Annotated in this window: 24 protein-coding genes; 11 read left to right on the top strand and 13 right to left on the bottom strand. The window is 70.8% G+C overall.

The features are described 5' to 3' along the window. Positions 1-49: 49 nt before the first annotated feature. Entirely contained in the window at positions 50-1,336 is a 1,287-nt protein-coding gene (locus ACTWQN_RS25395; protein WP_443206063.1) for a magnesium transporter MgtE N-terminal domain-containing protein, read from the top strand. Beyond that, entirely contained in the window at positions 1,336-1,860 is a 525-nt protein-coding gene (locus tag ACTWQN_RS25400; protein WP_443206064.1) for a DUF1003 domain-containing protein, read from the top strand. The genes ACTWQN_RS25395 and ACTWQN_RS25400 overlap by 1 nt, the downstream gene beginning before the upstream one ends. Positions 1,861-1,874: 14 nt before the next feature. On the opposite strand, the gene ACTWQN_RS25405 is transcribed toward ACTWQN_RS25400, so the two are convergent. Together ACTWQN_RS25405 and ACTWQN_RS25410 are read right to left on the bottom strand one after the other, a co-directional pair. Then, positions 1,875-2,288, bottom strand: coding sequence for an NUDIX hydrolase (locus tag ACTWQN_RS25405; protein WP_443206065.1), 414 nt, complete (start codon positions 2,286-2,288; stop codon positions 1,875-1,877). 4 nt (positions 2,289-2,292) lie between these two features. After that, positions 2,293-2,739, bottom strand: coding sequence for a MarR family winged helix-turn-helix transcriptional regulator (locus ACTWQN_RS25410; protein ID WP_443206100.1), 447 nt, complete (start codon positions 2,737-2,739; stop codon positions 2,293-2,295). 289 nt (positions 2,740-3,028) lie between these two features. Between ACTWQN_RS25410 and ACTWQN_RS25415 the strand changes: the two genes are divergently transcribed. Then, entirely contained in the window at positions 3,029-4,168 is a 1,140-nt protein-coding gene (locus ACTWQN_RS25415) for an Mrp/NBP35 family ATP-binding protein (protein ID WP_443206066.1), read from the top strand. 195 nt (positions 4,169-4,363) lie between these two features. Here the strand turns inward: ACTWQN_RS25415 and ACTWQN_RS25420 are convergent, their stop codons facing one another. Next, entirely contained in the window at positions 4,364-4,951 is a 588-nt protein-coding gene (locus ACTWQN_RS25420; RefSeq protein WP_443206067.1) for an O-methyltransferase, read from the bottom strand. Positions 4,952-5,258: 307 nt separating this feature from the next. Between ACTWQN_RS25420 and sigE the strand changes: the two genes are divergently transcribed. The 4 genes from sigE (at position 5,259) to tatB (ending at position 9,049) form a co-directional block, all read left to right on the top strand. Beyond that, positions 5,259-5,837 carry an RNA polymerase sigma factor SigE gene (gene sigE, locus ACTWQN_RS25425; RefSeq protein WP_443206101.1) on the top strand — a complete coding sequence of 193 codons (579 nt, stop codon included), beginning with the start codon at positions 5,259-5,261 and terminating at the stop codon, positions 5,835-5,837. Positions 5,838-5,841: 4 nt separating this feature from the next. Further along, positions 5,842-6,606, top strand: coding sequence for a zf-HC2 domain-containing protein (locus tag ACTWQN_RS25430; RefSeq protein ID WP_443206068.1), 765 nt, complete (start codon positions 5,842-5,844; stop codon positions 6,604-6,606). 157 nt (positions 6,607-6,763) lie between these two features. Next, positions 6,764-8,443: a S1C family serine protease gene (locus ACTWQN_RS25435; RefSeq protein WP_443206069.1), complete on the top strand. Its 1,680-nt coding sequence runs from the start codon at positions 6,764-6,766 to the stop codon at positions 8,441-8,443. Positions 8,444-8,659: 216 nt separating this feature from the next. Further along, on the top strand, positions 8,660-9,049 hold the full coding sequence (gene tatB / locus ACTWQN_RS25440; protein ID WP_443206070.1) for a Sec-independent protein translocase protein TatB: 390 nt from the start codon (positions 8,660-8,662) through the stop codon (positions 9,047-9,049). 137 nt (positions 9,050-9,186) lie between these two features. Here tatB and ACTWQN_RS25445 read toward each other — a convergent pair whose 3' ends face one another. Beyond that, entirely contained in the window at positions 9,187-10,416 is a 1,230-nt protein-coding gene (locus tag ACTWQN_RS25445; protein WP_443206071.1) for an MFS transporter, read from the bottom strand. A 63-nt stretch (positions 10,417-10,479) separates the two neighbouring features. Between ACTWQN_RS25445 and ACTWQN_RS25450 the strand changes: the two genes are divergently transcribed. Beyond that, positions 10,480-11,406 (top strand): LysR family transcriptional regulator, encoded by a 927-nt coding sequence (locus ACTWQN_RS25450; RefSeq protein WP_443206072.1) that lies wholly within the window; start codon positions 10,480-10,482, stop codon positions 11,404-11,406. A gap of 43 nt (positions 11,407-11,449) precedes the next feature. On the opposite strand, the gene ACTWQN_RS25455 is transcribed toward ACTWQN_RS25450, so the two are convergent. Both ACTWQN_RS25455 and ACTWQN_RS25460 read right to left on the bottom strand, forming a co-directional pair. Further along, a complete protein-coding gene (locus tag ACTWQN_RS25455; protein WP_443206073.1) occupies positions 11,450-13,030 on the bottom strand; it encodes a leucyl aminopeptidase in 1,581 nt (526 codons plus the stop codon). A gap of 319 nt (positions 13,031-13,349) precedes the next feature. Then, positions 13,350-13,517: a DUF3117 domain-containing protein gene (locus ACTWQN_RS25460; RefSeq protein ID WP_009949794.1), complete on the bottom strand. Its 168-nt coding sequence runs from the start codon at positions 13,515-13,517 to the stop codon at positions 13,350-13,352. Positions 13,518-14,202: 685 nt separating this feature from the next. Between ACTWQN_RS25460 and ACTWQN_RS25465 the strand changes: the two genes are divergently transcribed. Then, positions 14,203-14,991 carry an enoyl-CoA hydratase-related protein gene (locus ACTWQN_RS25465; RefSeq protein ID WP_443206074.1) on the top strand — a complete coding sequence of 263 codons (789 nt, stop codon included), beginning with the start codon at positions 14,203-14,205 and terminating at the stop codon, positions 14,989-14,991. A gap of 82 nt (positions 14,992-15,073) precedes the next feature. On the opposite strand, the gene ACTWQN_RS25470 is transcribed toward ACTWQN_RS25465, so the two are convergent. Genes ACTWQN_RS25470 through ACTWQN_RS25485 form a run of 4 tightly spaced genes read right to left on the bottom strand, consistent with a single transcriptional unit; the run spans position 15,074 to position 16,833 of the window. Then, a complete protein-coding gene (locus ACTWQN_RS25470) occupies positions 15,074-15,652 on the bottom strand; it encodes a DNA-3-methyladenine glycosylase I (protein WP_443206075.1) in 579 nt (192 codons plus the stop codon). Further along, positions 15,645-16,103 (bottom strand): SRPBCC family protein, encoded by a 459-nt coding sequence (locus ACTWQN_RS25475; RefSeq protein WP_443206076.1) that lies wholly within the window; start codon positions 16,101-16,103, stop codon positions 15,645-15,647. Before ACTWQN_RS25475 ends, ACTWQN_RS25470 begins: the two co-directional genes overlap by 8 nt. Positions 16,104-16,106: 3 nt before the next feature. Then, positions 16,107-16,457 (bottom strand): DivIVA domain-containing protein, encoded by a 351-nt coding sequence (locus ACTWQN_RS25480; RefSeq protein ID WP_443206077.1) that lies wholly within the window; start codon positions 16,455-16,457, stop codon positions 16,107-16,109. Positions 16,458-16,500: 43 nt separating this feature from the next. Continuing rightward, on the bottom strand, positions 16,501-16,833 hold the full coding sequence (locus tag ACTWQN_RS25485; protein WP_010694135.1) for a PadR family transcriptional regulator: 333 nt from the start codon (positions 16,831-16,833) through the stop codon (positions 16,501-16,503). 216 nt (positions 16,834-17,049) lie between these two features. On the opposite strand from ACTWQN_RS25485, the gene ACTWQN_RS25490 reads away from it, so the two are divergent. Then, complete coding sequence (locus ACTWQN_RS25490) at positions 17,050-17,385, top strand: hypothetical protein (RefSeq protein WP_443206078.1); 336 nt, start codon at positions 17,050-17,052, stop codon at positions 17,383-17,385. 4 nt (positions 17,386-17,389) lie between these two features. Here the strand turns inward: ACTWQN_RS25490 and folP are convergent, their stop codons facing one another. Genes folP through ACTWQN_RS25505 form a run of 3 tightly spaced genes read right to left on the bottom strand, consistent with a single transcriptional unit; the run spans position 17,390 to position 19,675 of the window. Then, entirely contained in the window at positions 17,390-18,259 is an 870-nt protein-coding gene (gene folP / locus ACTWQN_RS25495; RefSeq protein WP_443206079.1) for a dihydropteroate synthase, read from the bottom strand. A 55-nt stretch (positions 18,260-18,314) separates the two neighbouring features. Continuing rightward, positions 18,315-18,893 carry an LOG family protein gene (locus ACTWQN_RS25500; RefSeq protein ID WP_443206080.1) on the bottom strand — a complete coding sequence of 193 codons (579 nt, stop codon included), beginning with the start codon at positions 18,891-18,893 and terminating at the stop codon, positions 18,315-18,317. After that, positions 18,890-19,675: an LOG family protein gene (locus ACTWQN_RS25505; protein ID WP_443206081.1), complete on the bottom strand. Its 786-nt coding sequence runs from the start codon at positions 19,673-19,675 to the stop codon at positions 18,890-18,892. The genes ACTWQN_RS25500 and ACTWQN_RS25505 overlap by 4 nt, the downstream gene beginning before the upstream one ends. Positions 19,676-19,910: 235 nt before the next feature. Between ACTWQN_RS25505 and ACTWQN_RS25510 the strand changes: the two genes are divergently transcribed. After that, entirely contained in the window at positions 19,911-20,930 is a 1,020-nt protein-coding gene (locus ACTWQN_RS25510) for a slipin family protein (RefSeq protein ID WP_443206082.1), read from the top strand. The last annotated feature ends 72 nt before the right edge of the window (positions 20,931-21,002 follow it).

Raw genomic sequence — 21,002 nt, forward strand, 5'->3', positions numbered from 1 at the left:
GCGTTTCGTCCGGGCAGCGTGCGGGTCGATGAGTCCTTAGCCTGATCACGTGGTAGCCGCGACCAGGGTTTTCGCGGCCCGGATCGCCGGTCTTTCGGTGTTCGGGCCGGACGGCGAATCGATCGGCCGGGTGCGCGACGTCGTCGCTGGGCTCAGCGTCCGGCGGCAGCCGCCGCGCGTGCTCGGGCTGGTCGTCGAGCTGCCCACCCGACGCCGGATCTTCGTGCCGATGCTGCGGGTGACCCGCATCGAGCCGAGTGCGGTGACGCTGGCGACCGGCTCGGTGAACCTGCGGCACTTCCACCAGCGCCCCAACGAACTGCTGGTGCTCGGCCAACTGCTCGACGCGCGGGTCACCATCGACTCCTCCGGTGCGCCCGCCGTGCTGGTGGACGTGGCGCTGGAGCAGACCCGCACCCGCGACTGGCAGCTGATCAAGCTCGCGGTCCGGGAACGCACCCGGCGGCTCGGTCGGCGCGGGCCGACCCAGGTGCTGGACTGGGACCAGGTCACCGGGCTGGCGGCCGCCGAGCTGACCGGCCAGCCGCAGGGCGTGCAGCAGCTGCTGGCCGTGTTCGACACGATGCGCGCCGTCGACGTGGCCAGCACCCTGCACGAACTGCCGACCAAACGCCGCTACGAAGTCGCCGAAGCGCTCGACGACGAGCGGCTGGCCGATGTCGTCGAGGAGCTGCCCGAAGACGACCAGAAGGACCTGCTCGCGCACCTCGACGACGAACGCGCGGCGGACGTGCTGGAAGCGATGAACCCGGACGACGCCGCCGACCTGCTCGCCGAACTGTCCGAAGTGGACAAGGAACGGCTGCTCGGGCTGATGGCGCCGGAAGAATCGGCGCCGGTCAAGCGGCTGCTGGCGTACTCGTTCGACACCGCGGGCGGGTTGATGACCCCGGAACCGATCGTCGTCGGCCCGGACGCGACGATCGCCGAGGCGCTGGCGATGGTCCGAAACCCCGACCTGCCGGTGGCGCTGGTCAGCCTGGTGTTCGTCTGCCGACCGCCGTCGGCCACCCCGACCGGCCGCTACCTGGGCTGCGTGCACATCCAGCGGCTGCTCCGCGAGCCACCGTCCACTTTGGTCGGTGGCGCGCTGGACACCGATCTGGCCAGCCTGCCCGCCGGGGCGTCGCTGGCCGACGTCACCCGCTACTTCGCCGCCTACAACCTGGTGTGCGGGCCGGTGCTGGACGACGAGGAGCACCTCATCGGCGCGGTCACCGTGGACGACTTGCTCGACCACCTGCTGCCGGAGAACTGGCGGGAGAGCGGACTTCCCGAGCCGGAGACCGGCTCGACCAACCAGGAGGCGCGCTGATGCCCGAGTTGCTGACCCACCGCCGACTCGACCAGCCCCGGCCACCGCACCGGCTCAGCTTCTCGTTCGACCCGGAGCTGTTCGGGCAGATCTCGGAGCGGATCGCCCGGTTCCTCGGCACCGGCAAGTTCCTGTTCTGGATGACCCTGCTCGTGATCAGCTGGATCGCGGTCAACCTGTTCGCGGTCGGCCTGCGCTGGGACCCCTACCCGTTCATCCTGCTCAACCTGGCCTTCTCCACCCAGGCCTCCTACGCCGCGCCGCTGATCCTGCTCGCGCAGAACCGGCAGGACGACCGCGACCGGGTCTCGCTGGAGGAAGACCGGGCTCGGGCGGCCCAGACCAAGGCCGACACCGACTACCTGGCCCGCGAACTCGCCGCCCTGCGGCTGGCGATCGGCGAGGTGGCCACCCGCGACTACCTGCGCGGCGAACTCGAACGGCTCCGCGAAGAACTCCCCGGCCTGCGAAGCGCCGCCGACCGGCGCCGCGTCCGCACCACCAAGAACCCCGACGAGACCTGACCGCCGCCGCCCGCTCAGGGGTCGAGGTCGGCGAAGAGGGCGACGATCGCCGGGGCCGTCACCCGGTGCGACAGGTATTCCGCGCGGGTCAGCCAGGCGAGTTCGGCGATCTCCGCCGCGGGCCGCGGCAGGCCGTCGAGTTCGCCCGCGTAGCAGCTGAGCTCGACCCGGACGCCGTCGCCCTGGCCGACCGCATCGGTGACGTAGCGGCCGAAGAACTCGGCGCCGACCATGCCGACCCCGAGCTCCTCGCGCACCTCGCGGTGCAGCGCCTGCACCTCGGTCTCACCTGGATCGATCTTGCCGCCGGGCAGGTAGAACGCGATCTGGTAGTCGGCGCGGACCAGCAGCAGCCGTCGATCCACGAACCGGACCAGGCCGACCGCCCGGATCAGCTGCTCGGCAGCCGAGGACATCGCATCGGGCATGTCCTCATGCTTGCGCACGCTGACCGGGCGGCGAGGGCACACCCCCGTCGGCCAGCCGCTCGCAGGTGCGCATCAGCGCCTCCAGTTCGCCGTTCGTCGCGGACAGGAAGTAGCGCGCCACACCGCTGCGGTGCGTCGACGAAGCCAGCCGCAACCGGCCCTCGCCACGTTCGGTGATCACGGCCTGCACGCCACGCCCGTCGGAATCCACCCGGACCCGGCGCACCAGCCCGAGCCGTTCGAGGCGGTCGACCAGCCTGGTCACCCCGGACCGCGACAACAGCACGACCTCGGCGAGTTCAGTCATCCGCAACCGGTGCTCCGGGGCTTCTGCCAGCGCTTCGAGAACGTCGTAGGCGGCAAGGGTGAGCCGTTGCTCGGCGATCAGATCGCCTTCCAGGCAGCGGGTGACCCTGGCGTGCGCGCGGAGGAAACTGCGGTACGCCAACAATTCACTTCGAGTCGGTAATCGTTCAAGAGCCGTCTCGGCCACGAAGATTGATATTACGGAATGCGTTCGCCCGACTGCGCAGCGCCCCCGAACAAATGTCGCATTCTTCCCGCCGCGGTTTGCGCGGGCGGTGCGACCCGACGCTCAGCAGGCTGTTCCCGGTGGGCTACCGGTCCGTAGCATGGGATTGCCCACAGCGGTGTGTGAGAGTCTTCAAGGTCGGCGGGCCGGTCACCGGTTCGTCCGAAGCGACCACCGACCACGTTCGCGACAGCTTGCCGAGGTAATCGTGACCAGTACGCAGTCCACGCCCACCGAGGATGCCGTTCGGAAGGCACTCAGCCAGGTCGAGGATCCGGAGATCCGCAAACCGATCACCGACCTGGGCATGGTCAAGAGCGTGTCCATCGGCTCCGACGGCGCGGTTGACGTCGAGGTGTACCTGACGGTCCAGGGCTGCCCGATGCGGGAAACGATCACGCAGCGGGTCACCAAGGCCGTTTCCGCCGTCGAAGGCGTGGCTTCGGTGCGGGTCGAACTCGACGTCATGAGCGACGAACAGCGCACCGAGCTGCGCAAGCAACTGCGCGGCAACGCCGAGGAACCCCGCATCCCGTTCGCCGAGCCGGGGTCGATGACGCGCGTCTTCTGCGTGGCCTCCGGCAAGGGCGGGGTCGGCAAATCCAGCGTCACCGTCAACCTGGCGGCCGCGATGGCCAAGCGCGGCCTGTCGGTCGGCGTGGTCGACGCCGACATCTACGGCCACTCGGTGCCGCGGATGCTGGGCGCGGACGGCAAGCCCACCCAGGTGGAGAAGATGATCATGCCGCCGCAGGCGCACGGTGTGAAGGTCATCTCCATCGGCATGTTCACCCCCGGCAACACCCCGGTGGTCTGGCGCGGCCCGATGCTGCACCGCGCGCTGCAGCAGTTCCTCGCCGACGTCTTCTGGGGCGACCTGGACGTCCTGCTGCTGGACCTGCCGCCCGGCACCGGCGACGTGGCGCTGTCCACCGCCCAGCTCATCCCGAACGCGGAGCTCCTGGTGGTCACCACCCCGCAGCAGGCCGCGGCCGAGGTCGCGGAGCGGGCCGGGGCGATCGCCGTGCAGACCCGGCAGCGGTTGGCCGGCGTGGTGGAGAACATGTCCTGGATGGAGCTCCCGGACGGTCAGCGCATGGAGGTCTTCGGCTCCGGCGGCGGGCAGCTGGTGGCCGAGTCGCTGAGCCGCTCGATCGGCTCGGAGGTGCCGCTGCTCGGCCAGGTCCCGCTGGACCCGAGGCTGCGCGAATCCGGGGACAACGGCACCCCGCTGGTGCTGTCGGCACCCGATTCGCCCGCCGCGGTGGTGCTCACCGACGTCGCCAAGCGACTTTCCACCCGAGCCCGGGGTCTCGCGGGCAAGCTGCTGTCGGTCTCCCCGGCCTGAGCGCCGGTCCTTTTTGCTCTCGCGGTGCGGGTGGCGGAACCTCAGTGCCTGTCTTTGAAGTGGTCGTGTCGGGCCGTCCACCTCGGGTGAGGTGGGCGATTTCGCGCGAAATCGCCAGGTCTGCCACCCGCACCGCGAAGCAAAACGAGTTCGAAGACAGGCCCTCAGACGCCGTCTCGACATCAGGTATTGCGCTCAGGCGCGCTTGGCGACGGCGAGCAGCCCCGGCCCGGTGGGGAGGGTGACCGGCACGAGGTTCTCGTCGGCTTGGATGACGCGGATCAGATCGCGCAGCGCGAGGGCCAGCGCGCTGCGGGTGTCCGGGCTGGCCAGTTGGATCCCGGCGAACACGATCACGCCGCCGGGCCGCAGCAGGCGGACGCCGAGCTCCAGATACCGCGGGTACTCCGTGGTCGCGATACCGACCGACACCAGGTCGTAGCCGCCCTCGGTCAGCCGGGGCAGCAGGTCGACCGCCCGACCGGCGATCAGCCGCGTCCTGGCGGTCGGCACGCCCGCTTCCCGCAGCACCGCACGGGCCGCCCGCTGCCCGGCCGAATCGGCATCGACCGAGGTCAGCACGCCGTCCGGGACCATGCCCTGGAGCAGCCACAACGCGCTCTCCCCCGAGCCGGTGCCGACCTCGACGACAGCCTTGGCCCGTAACGCCGCCGCCAGGAACCGCAGCACGTGCAGCGGCGACGCCCCGACCGAGGCGTCCGTCGGACCGCCGCCGGACAAGCGGGCTCGCGCCTGCTCCCGGCCCACGGACCCAGTACCCACCGGCGTCTCGGGTATCACAACGCGAAAGGTTATCGACGTCGCGTGCGTCGGTGACCGGCGCGGCCGACATCGTTAGAGGGCCGTTTCCAGCGGCCCCGCGGTGCGAGTCAGCTCACGTCAGGTTCTCAGGCTGCTCTCAGGCGTCTTTAATCACTACCTCACCAGGGCATACGAGAGTAGTCCCGTCATGACTGTTTCCCATGTGCGTCTCTCGGACCAAAGGGTCGGGAACAACCGACCCGATGCGATCGTTGATGGAGATGCAACCGCACAGGAGGTGGCTTTTCGCCCGATGGCAACACAGCCGATGAGTGTGGCCCCTAGTGCCCAACAGAGCACCGTCTCGCCCGCCGCGGAAGAGGTCGCTTGGACCCCGCCGTCGTGGGACGAGGTGGTTCGGCAGCACGCCGACCGGGTGTACCGGCTGGCGTACCGCCTGACCGGCAACCAGCACGATGCCGAGGACCTCACCCAGGAGACCTTCATCCGGGTGTTCCGGTCGCTGGCTTCGTACAAGCCGGGAACGTTCGAGGGCTGGCTGCACCGGATCACCACGAACCTGTTCCTGGACATGGCCCGCCGCAGGTCCCGCTTGCGGATGGAGGGGCTGCCCGAGGACACCGACCGGCTGCCCAGCGGTGACCCGAGTCCGGAGCAGGTCTTCCACGACACCCACCTCGACCCCGACCTGCAGTCGGCGCTGGACGAACTGCCGCCGGAATTCCGGGCAGCGGTGGTGCTCTGCGACGTCGAGGGACTCTCCTACGAGGAGATCGGCGCCACCTTGGGCGTGAAGCTGGGTACTGTGCGCAGCAGGATCCATCGCGGGCGGCAGATGTTGAAGGCCACCTTGGAAGCTCGCCGCGAGCATGCCCGGGAGGTTTGACGGAATGACGGTTTTGCGTGGGTGGGGGCTGTCGGAGCAGCACCTCGCGCTGGACGCGATCGTCGCGTTGGTGGACGGGGAACTCAGCCCGGCCGCGCATGATCGTGCCGTCGCCCACCTGGCCAGCTGCGCCGCGTGCACCGCGGACGCCGCCGCTCAGCGGCAGGCCCGTGCCGCGGTGAAGGCGGCCGATACGCCGTCGATCTCGCCGACCCTCCTGCAAGCCCTGCAGGCCATCCCGACGCACGCCGAACTCCCGAGCCAACCGGACGGTCTGGCGCTCACCGAGGACGGCCAACTCGTCGCCGTGTCCCGACCGGACCGGGCCAAGCGGTTCGGCACCGGCGCGGTGCTGGGCACCAGCACGCCGCTCGGTCGCGGTCAGCAGCCGCTGGGCAGCGCCGCCCCCTTTGCCAGTGACCCCGTTGCCGGTGACCCCGTTGCCGGTGACACCGACGAGGCCGCTCGGGCGCGCCGCTTCGTCGGGCGCCGCACCCGGCAGGGCGCCGGGGTGGTTTTCTCCGGTCTGGTGCTGGGTGCCCTGGCGTTCATGAACCTGCCGACCGATGAGGACGGCGAACCGGTACCAGGCGTGCCGCTGCCGGGCGGAGCGTTCACCAACGGCGTCGTGCCTGCCGCGACCCGCGACGCGCTGCCCGCCGAACCGACCACCGGCCAGCCGCCGCCGACGCGCGTCGCCGCGGTCGTGCCCCCTTCCTCCGGCGCACCGGCTCCCACCACTTCCGCGAGCGCCCCACCGCAGAACTGATCTTCCCGGTCGGCATTTTCCGCCGCTCCCACACGAACTTCACCTGTGACCCGGCAAAATGGGCGCACCGGCAGTGGGTCCGCATGCCGGTGACGCGGGCGTGTCGCCCGTGTGATCCACTCGAACGGACGAGTCCCGACCGCATGCCCGGGGAGCGATGAGCGACCAGCCAAGAAGGCCCGCGCAGGGCTTCGACGCCGATGGGGGGCGTCCGGACCAGCCTGAGGCGGACCGGCAAGATCCAACCGGCCGGCCCGCCCAGCCCGTGCACCCGTGGCAGGGCGCCGCCAGGTCCACCCCCGGAGTGCCCGCTGAGCACCTCACCCGTGGTCGAGAGGCGGGCAACGGTGCGCAGCCCAATGCCCAGCCGCACCGAATCGCTCCGCGCCCGCTGCGCCGCCCCCCGGTCGACCCGGCGCAGACCTCCGTCTTCGGCCGCCCGCGAGGCGTGACCGGCAGCTTCGACCCGAACCGGCGCGACCTGCCGAGCCGCGGCATCGAGCACGCCCCGCCCCCGACCGAAGCCCTGGCCCAAGCGTTCAGCCGACCGCCGCGCAGCAACGACCGGTTGCAGCGAGCTCCCGGCGAGCAACCCATGACGCCCGGCCCGGCCGACGAGCCGGTGCTGTGGAACGCCGGTGAACGCGATGCCTGGCGCGACCCGGCGGCGGGCGCGATGATCGGACCACCGGCGCTCGCCGAGGAGCAGCAGGAAAAACCCGACCGTTCCGAGTCCGGTCCGCTGCTGAGCGCCCGCGAAGTGCTCTTCGGCCGCCGGGTGCATCCGCGCGCGCTGGCGATACTCGCGGTGCTCGCCGTGCTGCTCGCGGTGGTCGGTGGGTTCATCGGCCGGATCACCGCCGAGGAGGGCAACCCGCTCACCAATCCCGACGTCACCCTCGCCGAGGTGGAGCAGGGCACCCAACGACCGAAGGGCACCGTGGCCTCGGTCGCGCAGCGGGTGGTGCCCGCCGTGGTGTCGGTCGAGGTGCGCGTCGGTTCGCAGGGCGGCAGCGGCTCCGGGGTCGTCATCGACGGCAACGGCTACGTCGTCACCAACAACCACGTCGTCTCGATGGCCGCGGACACCCCGAACGCCCAGGTCTCCACGGTCTTCCACGACGGCACCAGGGCACCTGCGCGGATCGTCGGCCGGGACGTCAAGACCGACCTGGCGGTGCTCAAGGTGGAGATCGCCAACCCGACGGTCGCCCAGCTCGGCGACTCCGACAGCCTGTCGGTCGGCGACGACGTGATCGCGATCGGCTCGCCGCTGGGACTGGCCGGCACCGTGACCTCCGGCATCGTCAGCTCGGTGCACCGGCCGCTGCGGCTGGCCGGCGAGGGCACCGACACCAACGCGGTCATCGACGCGATCCAGACCGACGCGGCGATCAACCCGGGCAACTCCGGTGGCGCGCTGGTCGACGGCAACGGCGCGGTGGTCGGCATCAACAGCGCGATCCGCACCCTGGGCAGCTCCGGCGAAGGCGGATCGATCGGGCTGGGCTTCGCGATTCCGATCGACGACGTCCGGCGCATCGCCCAGGAGCTGATCCGCACCGGCAACGTGCTGCACGCCGACCTCGGCGTCAACACCAAGTCGGTCAGCGACGGGTTGGCCGACGGCGCCCAGGTGCAGAACGTGCAGGACGGCAGCGCTGCGGCGGCCAGCGGCATCGCCGAGGGCGACGTGATCATCCGGGTCGGTGACCGCAAGGTCGGCAGCGCCGACGAGCTGGTCGTGGCCGTCGACCGGCACCAGGTCGGCGAGCGGATCCCGGTCACCGTGGTCCGGCAGGGCCGCGAGCTGGTGCTCGATGTGACGCTGAAGTGACCGATCGCAGATCCGCGCCCCACCCGCACGGCGGGGCCGACCGGATTCGGAGGCAGGCGCCGAGGTCCGAGCGGAACGAGCTGCTAACTCTTCATGAAGCCCGGGTGCCAGGCCACTTCCCCCTCCTGCCGGTATCCCCCGGTCGGTACTCTGGGGGGCGTTGGCAGCTCGTGCGGTGCCGGTCCGCGAGCGCGAGGACCCGGAGGTAGTCGAGAGGTGTTCGATAGCATCGGCTGGCCCGAGCTCCTGGTTCTCATCGTGGTCGGCCTTTTCGTGCTCGGCCCGGAGCGGTTGCCGCAGGGCGCGGCTTGGCTGGGGCGGACCATCCGCCAGGTCAAGGAGTACGCGACGGGTGCCCGCGAGCAGATCCGGTCCGAGCTGGGTCCGGAGTTCGACGAGCTGCGCAAACCGCTGGAGGACCTGCGCGGCATCCGCAACTTCAACCCGCGCAGCGCGGTGACCAAGCACCTCTTCGACGGTGAGAACCCGCTCGACGGCATCACCAACGGCAACGGCCAGCAGCCGAAACCGGCTGATCCGCCCAAGCCCCAGCCCCGCCCGCTGGCGCCGGGCGAGCGCCCCCCTTACGACTCCGACGCCACCTGACTACCGGGACGCCACCTGACAACCGGCGAGCACGCAACCACGCCGGATCGAACCGCACTTCGCGACACCACCGGGTGACGGGCACGGGGTGAGGGGCACCTGTGACCCAGTTACTTGGTCACGGGTGCCCTCACTCCTCACCTGAACGGGGTCGGGAGTGCGTAGCCGGGCTGGCGCCCGGTGTGCTGGCGCTTCGGAACGCGGTGGGCGATCCACACCGCGACCGCGGCAGTCGCGAGCCAGCAGCAGAGCACGATCGTCATGCCGGACCAACCCCACGCACCGTAGGCGGTGCCGCCCAACACCCCGCCCACGCTGCTGCCGCCGTAGTAGGCCAACTGGTAAAGCGCAGCCGCCTGGCCACGGGCCGATGCCGGTGCCCGCATCCCGACCCAACCGCTGGCCACGCCGTGCGCGGCGAAGAACCCGCCGGTGAACACCACCAGCCCCACCACGATCAGCAGCAGGTTGTCGGCGAGCATCAGCAGCAGCCCCAACGCGGTGATCACCAGCCCGATCAGCAGCACCCGGGTGCGCCCCCAGCGATCGGCGGCGCGTCCGGCGATCGTCGAGGTCACCGTCCCGGCGGCGTAGGCGAGGAACACGAGCGCGGCGAGTGCGGGCGGCACCAGCAGCGGCGCAGCGGTGATCCGGAAACCGAGCACGTTGTAGACCGTGACGAAGGCAGCCATGCCGAGCGCGGCGACCAGGTACGGCGCGTAGAGCACCGGGTCGCGGAGCGCGATGCGCAACCCGCCGAGCAACGGCCGCCAGCTCAGCGGCTGGCGGCTGTGGTGGACCTCAGCGGGCAGCAGCGCGATGAACAGCACCGTGCACACCGCCGCGAGCAGGGCCACCGCGAGCACGCCGCCGCGCCAACCGGCGAAGTCGCCGACCACCCCGCCGAGCAGCCTGCCCGACATCCCGCCGATCGTGGTTCCGGCGACGTAGAGCCCCATCGTGGCGCCCAGGCGTTCGCCGCCGGTCTCGTCGACCAGGTACGCCGTCGCCACCGCGGCCAGACCCGCGATAGCCGCGCCCTGCACCAGCCGAATGGCCACCAGCACCGGGAAGACCGGCACCCACGGCAGCAGCAGGCCGAGGACCTCGGCGATCAGCAGCGCCACGATCATGGTTCGGCGGCGCCCGAGGGCCTCGGACAGCGTGCCGAGCGGGATGGCCGCGACCGCGAGGCCGAGCGTGCTCGCCGAGATCAGCAGCGCCGCGGTGCCCGGGTTCAGCGCGAAGGCCCCGGCCAGCTGCGGCAGCACCGGCTGCGGGGCGTAGAGCAACGCGAACAGCGCCAGCGCGCCGAGCAGCAGCGCGAGGCGGATCCTGCGGATTCGGGCCGGGTCGACCGAGGTCACGGATCCAAAAGTAAGCAGGCCTAATTAATGCGTCCAATACAACACCGACGCATCATTGATGCGATGGTGAATCAATCAGCCGCACCGGACGAAGCGTCGCAGCTCGCCGCCCACCTGGCCCCGACGCTCGCACTGCTGCGCGCGGTCGCCGCCGAGGGTCATCTCACACGGGCGGCGGATGCCCTTGGCATCCCGCAGCCGACGGTCAGCCGCACGCTGGCGAAGCTCGGCGAGCGGCTGGGCACCCCGGTGATCGTGCGGCAGGGACGCGGCATCCACCTCTCCCGCGCCGGTGCCCTGCTCGCCGCGGCGGCCGAGGACGCGATGCGCGGCCTGGAGGCGGGTTGCCGCGCCGTGATCGAGGAGATCGATCCCGATCGAGGCCAGGTGACCTTCGGGTTCCAGCACACGATGGGCAGCACGCTGGTGCCACCGCTGCTGCGCGGATTCCGCGACGAGCACCCGCGCGTGCGGTTCGGACTCGTGCAGGGTCCGCGGGACGCCATGCTGGCGCGGGCCTGGGCGGGCGAGATCGATCTCTGCCTGATCGCGCCGCTGCCGGCGGGCGACCCGCGCTGGGCGACCGCCGAGATCCGGCAGGAGCCGCTGGTCGCGGTGCTGTTCGCGCGGCATCGCCTGGCCCGGCGGCGCAGGCTGCGGCTTGCCGAGCTCGGCGAGGACGACTTCGTGGCGACCCGACGCGGTTACGGACTGCGGCAGATCTTCATGGGGCTGGCCGAGCGGGCTGGGTTCGAACCCCGGCTGGCCTTCGAGAGCGAGGAGGTCGACACGGTGCGCGGGCTGGTGGCCGCCGGGCTCGGTGTGGCGCTGCTCCCGCCTGGCGACAACGGCCCGGCGCCGGGCACCGTCGAGGTGCCGCTGGACCCACCGGCGCACCGCACGATCGGTCTCGCGTGGCCAGCCGGGCGAACGCTGCCACCGGCGGTCCGCACCTTCCGCGACTTCACCCTGGCCCAGCCCCAGTCGTGAGTGAAAATCCCGGTTCTTACCGGAACAACCCCCAGCGCATGGGTCACTTCGCCAGGGCGGCGGCGAGTTCGACGAGGCTGCGGGCGGCGAAACCGGTTCCGCCGGGCACCACCTCGGCGTAGTCCTTGTCCGCTCGGGCCGGACCCGCGATGTCCAGGTGCGCCCACCGCAGCCCGCCGGTGAACTCCCGCAGGAACAGCGCGGCGGTGATGCCGCCCGGTCCCGGCGGGGTCTGCTTGACGTCGCCGAGTTCGCCCTTCACGTCCTCGGCGTGGTCCTCCAGCAACGGCATCCGCCACCAGGCCTCGCCGACCCGCTCCCCGGCCTCGCGGATGCGGTCGGCCAGTTCGAGATCGGTGGCGAACAGCCCGCCGGTGCGCAGTCCCAGCGCGACCTTCATCGCCCCGGTCAACGTCGCGACGTCCACCAGCAGATCGGGTTCGAGCCGATCCACCGCGTAGGCGAGGGCGTCGGCGAGCACCATGCGGCCTTCCGCGTCGGTGTTGCCGACCTCCGTGGTGGTGCCGCCGTAGTGCCGGACGACGTCACCGGGCCGATAAGCGCTGCCGGACACGTGGTTCTCCGCCGACGGCACCAGGCCGGTCACCCGGATCGGCAGTTCCAGCCGCGCGATGGTCAGCAGCGCGCTGATCACCGCCGCGCCACCGGACATGTCGGTGCGCATCAGGTGCATGCCCTCGGCGGGCTTGAGCGAGATCCCACCGGTGTCGAAGGTGATGCCCTTGCCCACCAACACCAGGTGCGGGCCCGCGACGTCCTTCGGCCGATAGGTCAGCTCCAGGAACCGGGGCGGCCGGGACGAGCCGCCGCCGACCGCGAGAACTCCGCCGAAACCGTTGTCGGCGAGCCACTTCTCGTCCCGCACCGCCGCATCCAGGTCCGCGACGTCGGTGGCCAGCTCGGCGGCGATCCCGGTCAACCAGGCCGGGTCCTTGATGTTCGAGGGCGCGTTGGCGAGATCGCGGGCCAGCGCGGTGGCCGCCGCCAGCGAGCGGGCGCGCCGAACCTGCTCGCCCAGCGGCGCCGAGTCGGCATCCGCCGACGGCACCAGCAGAACCTTTCGCAGGCGCGGCGGAGCGGGTTTGGCGGTGACCCGGAACCGGTAGCCACCCAGCGCCAGCCCCAGCGTCAACGCCGACACCGTCTCGCCGTCGACTCCGTCGGGCAGCCGGATCTGGAGGTAGTCCGCGTCGGAAGCCTCCCCGAGATCACCGGTCTCGTCCTCGGCCTCCGCAGCCTCACCGAGCCGCTCGCGCAACGCGCGCGCCAGCGCGGCCCCGGCGCTGCGCCACTTCGCGGGCTCGCCCGATCCGACGCCCACGACCCAGCCGACACCACCGGAGGCGAGCGGCACGGCGCGGACCTCACCGGCGGCGGCCGACGCTCCCACGGCGCGCAGCACCGCGATGTCCACATCGAACTGTTCGGCCGCGGCAGCCAGTTCCGGTCCCGAGTCACCGTCGAAGACCGGGACCGCGCCGGGCACGCCGTCCCGCCACTGCCGCACGACGTCCACTTCGACCAGTGACGTCGGGATCACGGGCAGTACCGGATCCGCGTCGCGGGACGGCTGGCCGGGACGGAACACTGAGGCACCGGACACGAAAAGGACCTTCCTGCACGGCCGCGCCGCGCGCGCTCGAAACTACCGTCCTCACCGGCCCGGTCACGATGTGCACCCGGCCGCGGCGGCCAGCGCCACGGCGGTGTCGCGCTGGACGGCCTCGGGTGATCACGTGGCGGGCCAAGGACTTGTCTGCTGTCGACGACGGCCCCGGCGTCGCCCTCGACACCGGGGCCCGACCGCGGCGAAGAACGCTCGCCGTCGACTTGATTGAGTTGTGGCCTCGGCGGAGGGGTACCAGAGGGCCGACCGATCGCCTCCTGGCCGCCGGTGTCCCCTCGATCGCCAGCCGGCGGCCTCAGCCGGTGGCCGACTCCAGGGCGTCGCCCAGGTTCTTGGCCTCCTCGACCGACATTTCGACGACGAGCCGCCCACCACCCTCAAGCGGGACGCGCATCACGATGCCGCGTCCCTCCTTAGTCACTTCGAGGGGACCGTCACCGGTCCGGGGCTTCATGGCCGCCATAGCGTGCTCCCTCCGTGAACTCTTCCCCCGCCGGTCGCCACAACCAGCTCGGGTCCTCCCCCATTCTCCCCCATGCCGAGGCGGGGACGAAACCGAACCGATCAACTCGTGTCGCCCGTGCGCTGGTCGAATGCCCGCGGCGGCTGGCAGACTCACCGCTCATGCGCGCTGTTTCGGCGCATTCCGGCGCAATCGGCGGGCACCCGGTGACCCACCGGGTCGGCCGGGCCACCCGCGGTCGTCGTCGGGTTCGGGCGGCGCTCGGGTACTGCGCGGGCGCCCAGCCGCAACACTGTCTACTCGGGACTTCACACGATCTGCGGAGTCCACAGTGGAACAGATGCCGATGATCTCGCAATCCGCCACAACGGACTTCGAGAAACTGTCTTCGATCTTGTTCTTGAAGCCGCGCAGTCGCTTGGCACACCTTCGCCCCTCGCACCGCCGCCGGTTCTCAGGCGCTGCCCACTGCGTCCGCTGCGAGACCTGCCCCGACGTGGCGCACGGGGGATCCGTGATGTCGAGGATCGGCGGAGTCGAGGCGGCGTCTGGGAACCTGTCTTCGACATGGCTGTGTCGGGCCGACCGCCTCGGGTGGGGTGGGCGGTTTCGCGCGAAACCGCCAGGCCCGCCACCCGCAACGCACGACGAGTACCACGACAGGCACCAAGACGAGGAGCGCGACATGACCGATGTACTGCTGACCCAGGACACCGCTGGTGTGCGACTGCTCACGCTGAACCGCCCGGAGTCGTTCAACTCGCTCGACGTCGAGCTCAAGCAGGGCTTGATCACCGCACTGCGGGAGGCGGCCGCCGACGACTCGGTGCGCGCGCTGGTGATCACCGGCGCGGGCAAGGCGTTCTGCGCCGGTCAGGACCTCAAGGAGCACATCGCGCTGCTGGAGGCCGGGGACTCGGCGCCGCTGAAGACGGTGGAGGAGCACTACAACCCGATCATCCGGGCGGTGACGAGCATGCCGAAGCCGGTGATCGCCGCGATCAACGGCACCGCGGCCGGGGCGGGCGCATCGCTGGCCTACGCGTGCGATCTGCGGGTGGCCGCGTCCAACGCCAAGTTCCTGATGGCCTTCGCCAACGTGGGCCTGTCCACCGACTCCGGTGCGTCCTGGACGCTGCCGCGGCTGATCGGCTACGGCCGGGCCATGGAGATGCTGCTGCTGGCCGAGCCGGTGGCTGCCGAGGACGCGCTGCGGATCGGCATGGTCAACCGCGTCGTGGACACCGGCGAGGCGGTCGCGGCGGCCACCGAGCTGGCCGCCCGGATGGCGGCCGGGCCGACCAGCGCCTACGCGCGGATCAAGGAGACGATGCTGGCGGCGGCAGCGGAAGGCCTGGCCGAGACGCTGGCCGTCGAGGCGGGCGCGCAGGCCGAGGCCGGTTCGACGGCCGACCACCGGGAGGCGGTGGCGGCCTTCGTCGAGAAGCGCAGCCCGAACTTCACCGGCCACTGAGCTGGGCGGCGCGATCTCGCGAGAGATCGACATTCACCCGGGTGAAACCCACATTTCTCGCGAAATTGCGCTCGGCGCCTCGTCAGTTGGCGCGCCAGCAGTCCGCCAGGTGGTCGTCGACCATGCCGGTGGCCTGCATCAGCGCGTAGCAGGTGGTGGGGCCGACGAAGGCGAAACCGCGGCGCTTGAGCTCCTTGGCCATCGCCGTCGACTCCGGGGTGGTGGCTGGAACGTCGCCGAGGGTCGCCGGGCGCGGTTTGCGGGCTTCCGGGGCGAAGGACCAGAGCAACTCGTCCAGCGGGCGGTCCAACTCCAGCACCGCACCGGCGTTGCGGATCGTCGCGTCGATCTTCGCCCGGTTGCGGACGATGCCCGCGTCGGCGAGCAGCCGCTGCCGGTCGGCTTCGCCGAAGACCGCCACCCGCGCCGGGTCGAACTCGGCGAACGCCCGCCGGAACGCCGCCCGCTTGCGCAGGATCGTCAGCCACGACAAGCCGGACTGGAACGCCTCCAAGGTGATCCGCTCGAACAGCTCCGGCACGCCGTGCAGCGGGACGCCCCACTCGCGGTCGTGGTACTCGGTGTAGTCCGCCGGACCGGCACCCCACGGACAGCGCGCCCGCCCGTCCTCGCCGAGCACCGCCGCACCGGGTTCAGTCACGCTCTTCTCCACTTCGGTAATCCCGGCAGAACGCCGCGAAAGCGCTCAGCGACCGGCGCATGCCCCAGGCGAAGGCCGGTCGCACCACCGGCCAGACCAGGACGCCGCCGGTCGGCAGCGCCAGCCGCTCCCACCACACGAACGTCGATGCGGCATTGCCGCACCGCACCACATCAAACCCGCCATCCCCGACAAGCAGGTCCCCGCAGTGGCGCACCCGGCAGCTCTGCGGCGGCCGCCACCCGACGATCTCCATCCGATCCACCACGCCGAACCCGCGGTACCCGGTGACGGCGAGCAGCCGGGTGCCCGGTCCCCCGGAGCCGCCGAGCACCTGCACATCGGTGCCCAACATCCACTCGCCCTGCCGCGCCCAGTCGGTCGCCGCGGCCCACACCACCTCGGGCGCCGCCTCGATCGGCACGCTGAACCGCAGCTCGACCGGGCGCACCGGTCAGTCCTCCGACTCGTCCGGGTGCCCGGCGCGAGCCTCCTGCAACTGCCTTCCGGCGACGTCGAGCTGCTTCTCCAGCAGCGCGATCCGGCCGTGCAGGTCGTCGAGTTCACCGGCCAGGCGCGCCAGCGCCCAGTCCACCTCCGATGCCTTGTAGCCGCGGAGGACCTGCTGGAACCGCAACGCACGCACGTCAGCGGCCTCGATGTCGGCAGCAGGCAGGCGAGTCGGGGTCGAACCCGGCGGCAGCGGTGCGAGCTGCTCGCCGCGTCCGAAGACCAGCGAGGCCAGCAGGAAGATCACCGCAGCGACCGCGAGCACCACGAACAGGTAGATGAGCGCACTAGCCACGGTCATCAATCGTGGCACGGATGGCGAACCGCCGCGGCCACGGTCAGGTCTTGGCGGGAGCCGCTTCGAGGACGCCTTCGATGGCGCTGGTGAACTCGCGCCACGCGCGGCGCTCGGCCTGCAAGGTTTGCACGCCGGTCTGGGTCAGGCGATAGGTACGGCGCTGTCGACCGCCGACAGTGCTCCAGGTGCTTTGCACGTAACCCGCGCGCTCCAGCCTGCGCAACGCGGGGTACACCGTGCCGGTGGGCAGATCGAGGGCGCCACCGCTGCGTTCTTGCAGCGCCTCGATGATCGCGTAACCATGCAGGGCCCTGCCGTCTAGCGTGGCCAGCAGCAGAGCGTCGAGATGGCCGCGGAGCGCATCAGCCTTCACAAGTAGCGACTCTACGGTTATTTCCGACCACTGTCACCGACCGCGCACAAGAGGACCAAAGTCCTTTCGCGATCCGGACATCGATGACGTGTGTCACATCAGATGACGAGCTGCGCCGTTCGGGTGGCGCGAACCCGAAAGTTCGTTGCCAACCCTCGGATCCGACCACACTGCGGAGTCGGATGTGCCGGTCGAGCAATTCAGGAGTCGTTTGCCGTGTCCGAGGACAGCGCCCAGGGCTCGACAACCGGTGCGGCACGACTCGACGCCGCGACCACCTACGCTCCTCGCCTGGAGGCCCTCGATCAACTCCGCGCCTACCTCGTGGTGCTCGTCGACGTGATCGACCAGCACCCGGAGGCGAGCATGGCGCGCGACGAGGCGCACTGGCGGCTGGAGGAGCTCGTCGACGAGCTGACCAGGACACCGCCGAGCGCGCCGCGAGTCCAGTCCCGGTGGCTGCGCCTCGTCCCGGTGCTGCGCGAGGTTCGCCCGGACGTCCCGATCCCGACCCTCACGGACCTCGTCAAGCACGCCGTCGGCAACCCGTGAACCGTCATGCCAGGGCGCGGATGATCCGGGCGGGCGGATGGGTGCCCGCGATGGCGGCGACCATGTCCACCACGCGACGGGTCTCCACCACGTGGTGGACTCGGAAGACCTTGGCGCCACCCCAGGCGGCGATCGCGGTGGCCGCGAGGGTGCCCTCCAAGCGCTCGGTCACCTCGGTGCCCAGGGTCTCGCCGATGAAATCCTTGTTGGACAGTGCCATCAGCACCGGCCAGCCGGTGGCCACCAACTCGTCGACGCGGCGCAGCAGCGCCAGGCCGTGCCAGGTGTTCTTGCCGAAGTCGTGGGTCGGGTCGATCAGCACGCCGTGCGCGGGCACCCCGAGCCGCACCATCCGGTCGGCCCGTTCGACGAGCTCGGCCGTCACCTCGGCGACCACGTCCGCGTAGCGGGGCCGGTACGGGTCGGTGCGCGGCGGCAGACCGCCGGTGTGCGAGCACACCACGCCGACGCCGAATTCGGCGGCGACCTCGGCCAACTTCGGATCCGCACCGGCCCAGGTGTCGTTGAGCAGGTCCGCGCCCGCCCCGCACACCTGGCGGGCCACCTCGTGCCGCCAGGTGTCGACGCTGATCACCAGATCCGGATGGCGGTCCCGAACCGCGGTGACGAACGGCACCACCCGGCGGATCTCCTCGGCGGCGTCCACCGCCTCGCCTTGCGCACCGGCGCGAACCCCGCCGATGTCGATGATGTCCGCGCCGTCGGCGACGGCCTGGTCCACGGCTGCGGTGGCCGCATCGACGGCGAAGGTGCGCCCGCGGTCGAAGAAGGAGTCGCGGGTGCGGTTGACGATCGCCATCACCAGCGGCCGGTCCTGGGGCACGTCCTTGTCGCGGAACCGCAATACCTGCACATCTGCAGATCCTGGCACGTCGTGGGGCGGCACGGGGATCACCACCGCGGCCGGGTCACGGGGCGCAGGCGTCCAGCGCCTCATCGACATCGGTGGTCACGGTGAGCAGGTCGAGCGAGTGCTGGGTGGCGAATCCGCTGTCGACCAGCCCGTGCAGCCAGTCCAGCATCCCGCGGTAGTGCCCGTCCGGGTCGAGCACCACGACCGGCTTGCGGTGCATGCCGAGGTAGCGGGCGGTCCAGATCTCGAACAGCTCCTCGCAGGTGCCGATGCCGCCGGGCAGCGCGAGGAACGCGGTGGCGTGCGCGTCCATCAGGCCCTTGCGTTCCCGCATCGTGTCGACGACCAGCAGCTCGTCGGAGTCCGAGTCGGCGACCTCGCGTTCCACCAGGGCACGCGGGATGACCCCGACGGTGCGGCCGTCCCCGGCGCGCACCGCCCGCGCGACCTCGCCCATCATCGACACCCGCCCGCCACCGGAGACCAGCGTCCAACCGCGCTTGGCGATCTTGGTGCCCACCTGCGCGGCGAGGTCCAGGTAGTGCTGGGGCACCGGGCCCGATGCGCAGAAGACGCAGACCGCCGCGGTGCCCTTGTGCTCAACGATCCCTTCGGCGAGCTCGACGCTGCTCAATGAGTGGCCTCCCAAGCCTCGTACGCCTCCTGCACGATGCCGATCGTGTCGTCGATGTCATCGGTGAGGTGCAGCAGCGCGAGATCCTTGGTGCCGATCTTGCCCGATCCGTACATGCTGTCCCGGATCCAGTCGTAGAGGCCCTGCCAGTAGGACTTGCCGAACAGCACCACCGGGAACTTGGTGACCTTCTTGGTCTGCACCAGGGTCAGCGACTCGAACAGCTCGTCCATGGTGCCGAACCCGCCGGGCAGGCAGACGAACGCCTGCGCGTACTTGATGAACATCGTCTTGCGGACGAAGAAGTAGCGGAAGTTCACGCCGAGGTCGACCCACGGGTTCAGCCCCTGCTCGAAGGGCAGCTCGATGCCGAGCCCGATGGACAACCCACCGGCCTCCGACGCGCCGCGGTTGACGGCCTCCATCGCGCCAGGTCCGCCGCCGGTGATCACCGCGCAGCCGACCTTGGCCAGCGCCGCACCGAGTTCGACGCCGACGGCGTACTCCTCGTGGTCCCGCGAAGTGCGCGCCGAACCGAACACGGTCACCGCGCGCGGCACCTCGGCCAGCGCGCCGAACCCCTCCACGAACTCGGCCTGGATGCGCAGCACCCGCCAGGGGTCGGTGTGCACCCAGTCAGACGGGCCGCGGGAGTCCAGCAGCCGCTGGTCGGTGGTGGTGGGCTCGCTCAACCGCGACCGGCGCAGCACTACCGGTCCGCGTTGCTTCTCCTGGGGGCGCTCCGCGCCGTTGGGCGCGCCCCACGGGCCTTCGACTGTCATGCGGTCGAGAGTACGCAGCCGCCGATCGCCACCGACGTGCGCCCACCACCCGCCGCAGCGGAGAAATGCCTGTTCACAAGGGATTCACACAGCCGTGCGGCGGCGTACGATACGAAGAAAAGATCGAGTGGTGCCAGCGACGCCGGCCGCGCCCACCACGCAGATCTGGGGCGATCTACGCAGGCGCCGGAGTCGGGTCGCCGGGCACGACAGGAATCGAGCCCGGGAGCCAGCCATGCTCATCGACCTGCTGATCGTAATCCTCGTGCTCGGCGTCATCTTCGTCGCTGCCGGTGTCAAGGTCATCAAGCAGTACGAACGCGGTGTGGTGTTCCGCTTCGGGCGGCTGCAGGAGCTCACCCGCGGACCCGGGCTGACCATGATCATCCCGGCGGTCGACCGGATGCGGAAGGTCAACCTGCAGATCGTCACCATGCCGGTACCCGCCCAGGAGGGCATCACCCGCGACAACGTCACGGTCCGGGTGGATGCGGTGGTGTACTTCAGGGTGGAGGACGCCGCGCGCGCCATCGTCAACGTCGAGGACTACCTGTTCGCCGTCGGACAGGTCGCGCAGACCTCGCTGCGTTCCATCATCGGCAAGAGCGACCTGGACGACCTGCTGTCCAACCGCGAGCGGCTCAACCAGGGCCTGGAGCTGATGATCGACAGCCCGGCGCTGGGCTGGGGCGTGCACATCGACCGGGTGGAGATCAAGGACGTCTCGCTGCCGGAGTCGATGAAGCGCTCGATCGCCCGGCAGGCCGAGGCCGAACGTGAACGGCGTTCGCGGGTCATCTCCGCGGACGGCGAGTTCCAGGCGTCCCGCAGGCTCGCCGACGCGGCGCACGTCATGGCCGACACCCCGGCGGCGCTCCAGCTGCGGCTGCTGGAGACGGTCGTCGAGGTGGCCGCCGAGAAGAACTCCACGCTCGTGCTGCCGTTCCCGGTGGAACTGCTGCAGTTCGTCGACACCGTCAAGCACGGCGGCGGCGCCAAGCGCGAGGCCGAAGCCCCCAGCCCAGCCGAAGCCAGCCCAGCCGAAGCCACCGAGGCGGAACCAGCGGCGGAGCTCACCGAGGCCGAGCGGCAGGCGCCGGAGCTCACCGAGGCGGAGAAGCAAGCGGCGGAGCTCACCGACAAGACGCCAGCGGCGGAGCTGCCCCGGCAACGCGAGTCAACCGCGGACGGCCGGAAGCCGGGCGGCGCGGAGGGCTCGGACAGTGGCGACCAGTCGATGCTCGGCATCGCCTGATCCCACATGTTGAAACGAGTGAGGGGCACCCGTGACCCAGTTACTTGGTCACAGGTGCCCCTCACCTCGAAG

The sequence above is a fragment of the Saccharopolyspora antiqui genome, assembly GCF_052246905.1.
Classification (GTDB): domain Bacteria; phylum Actinomycetota; class Actinomycetes; order Mycobacteriales; family Pseudonocardiaceae; genus Saccharopolyspora.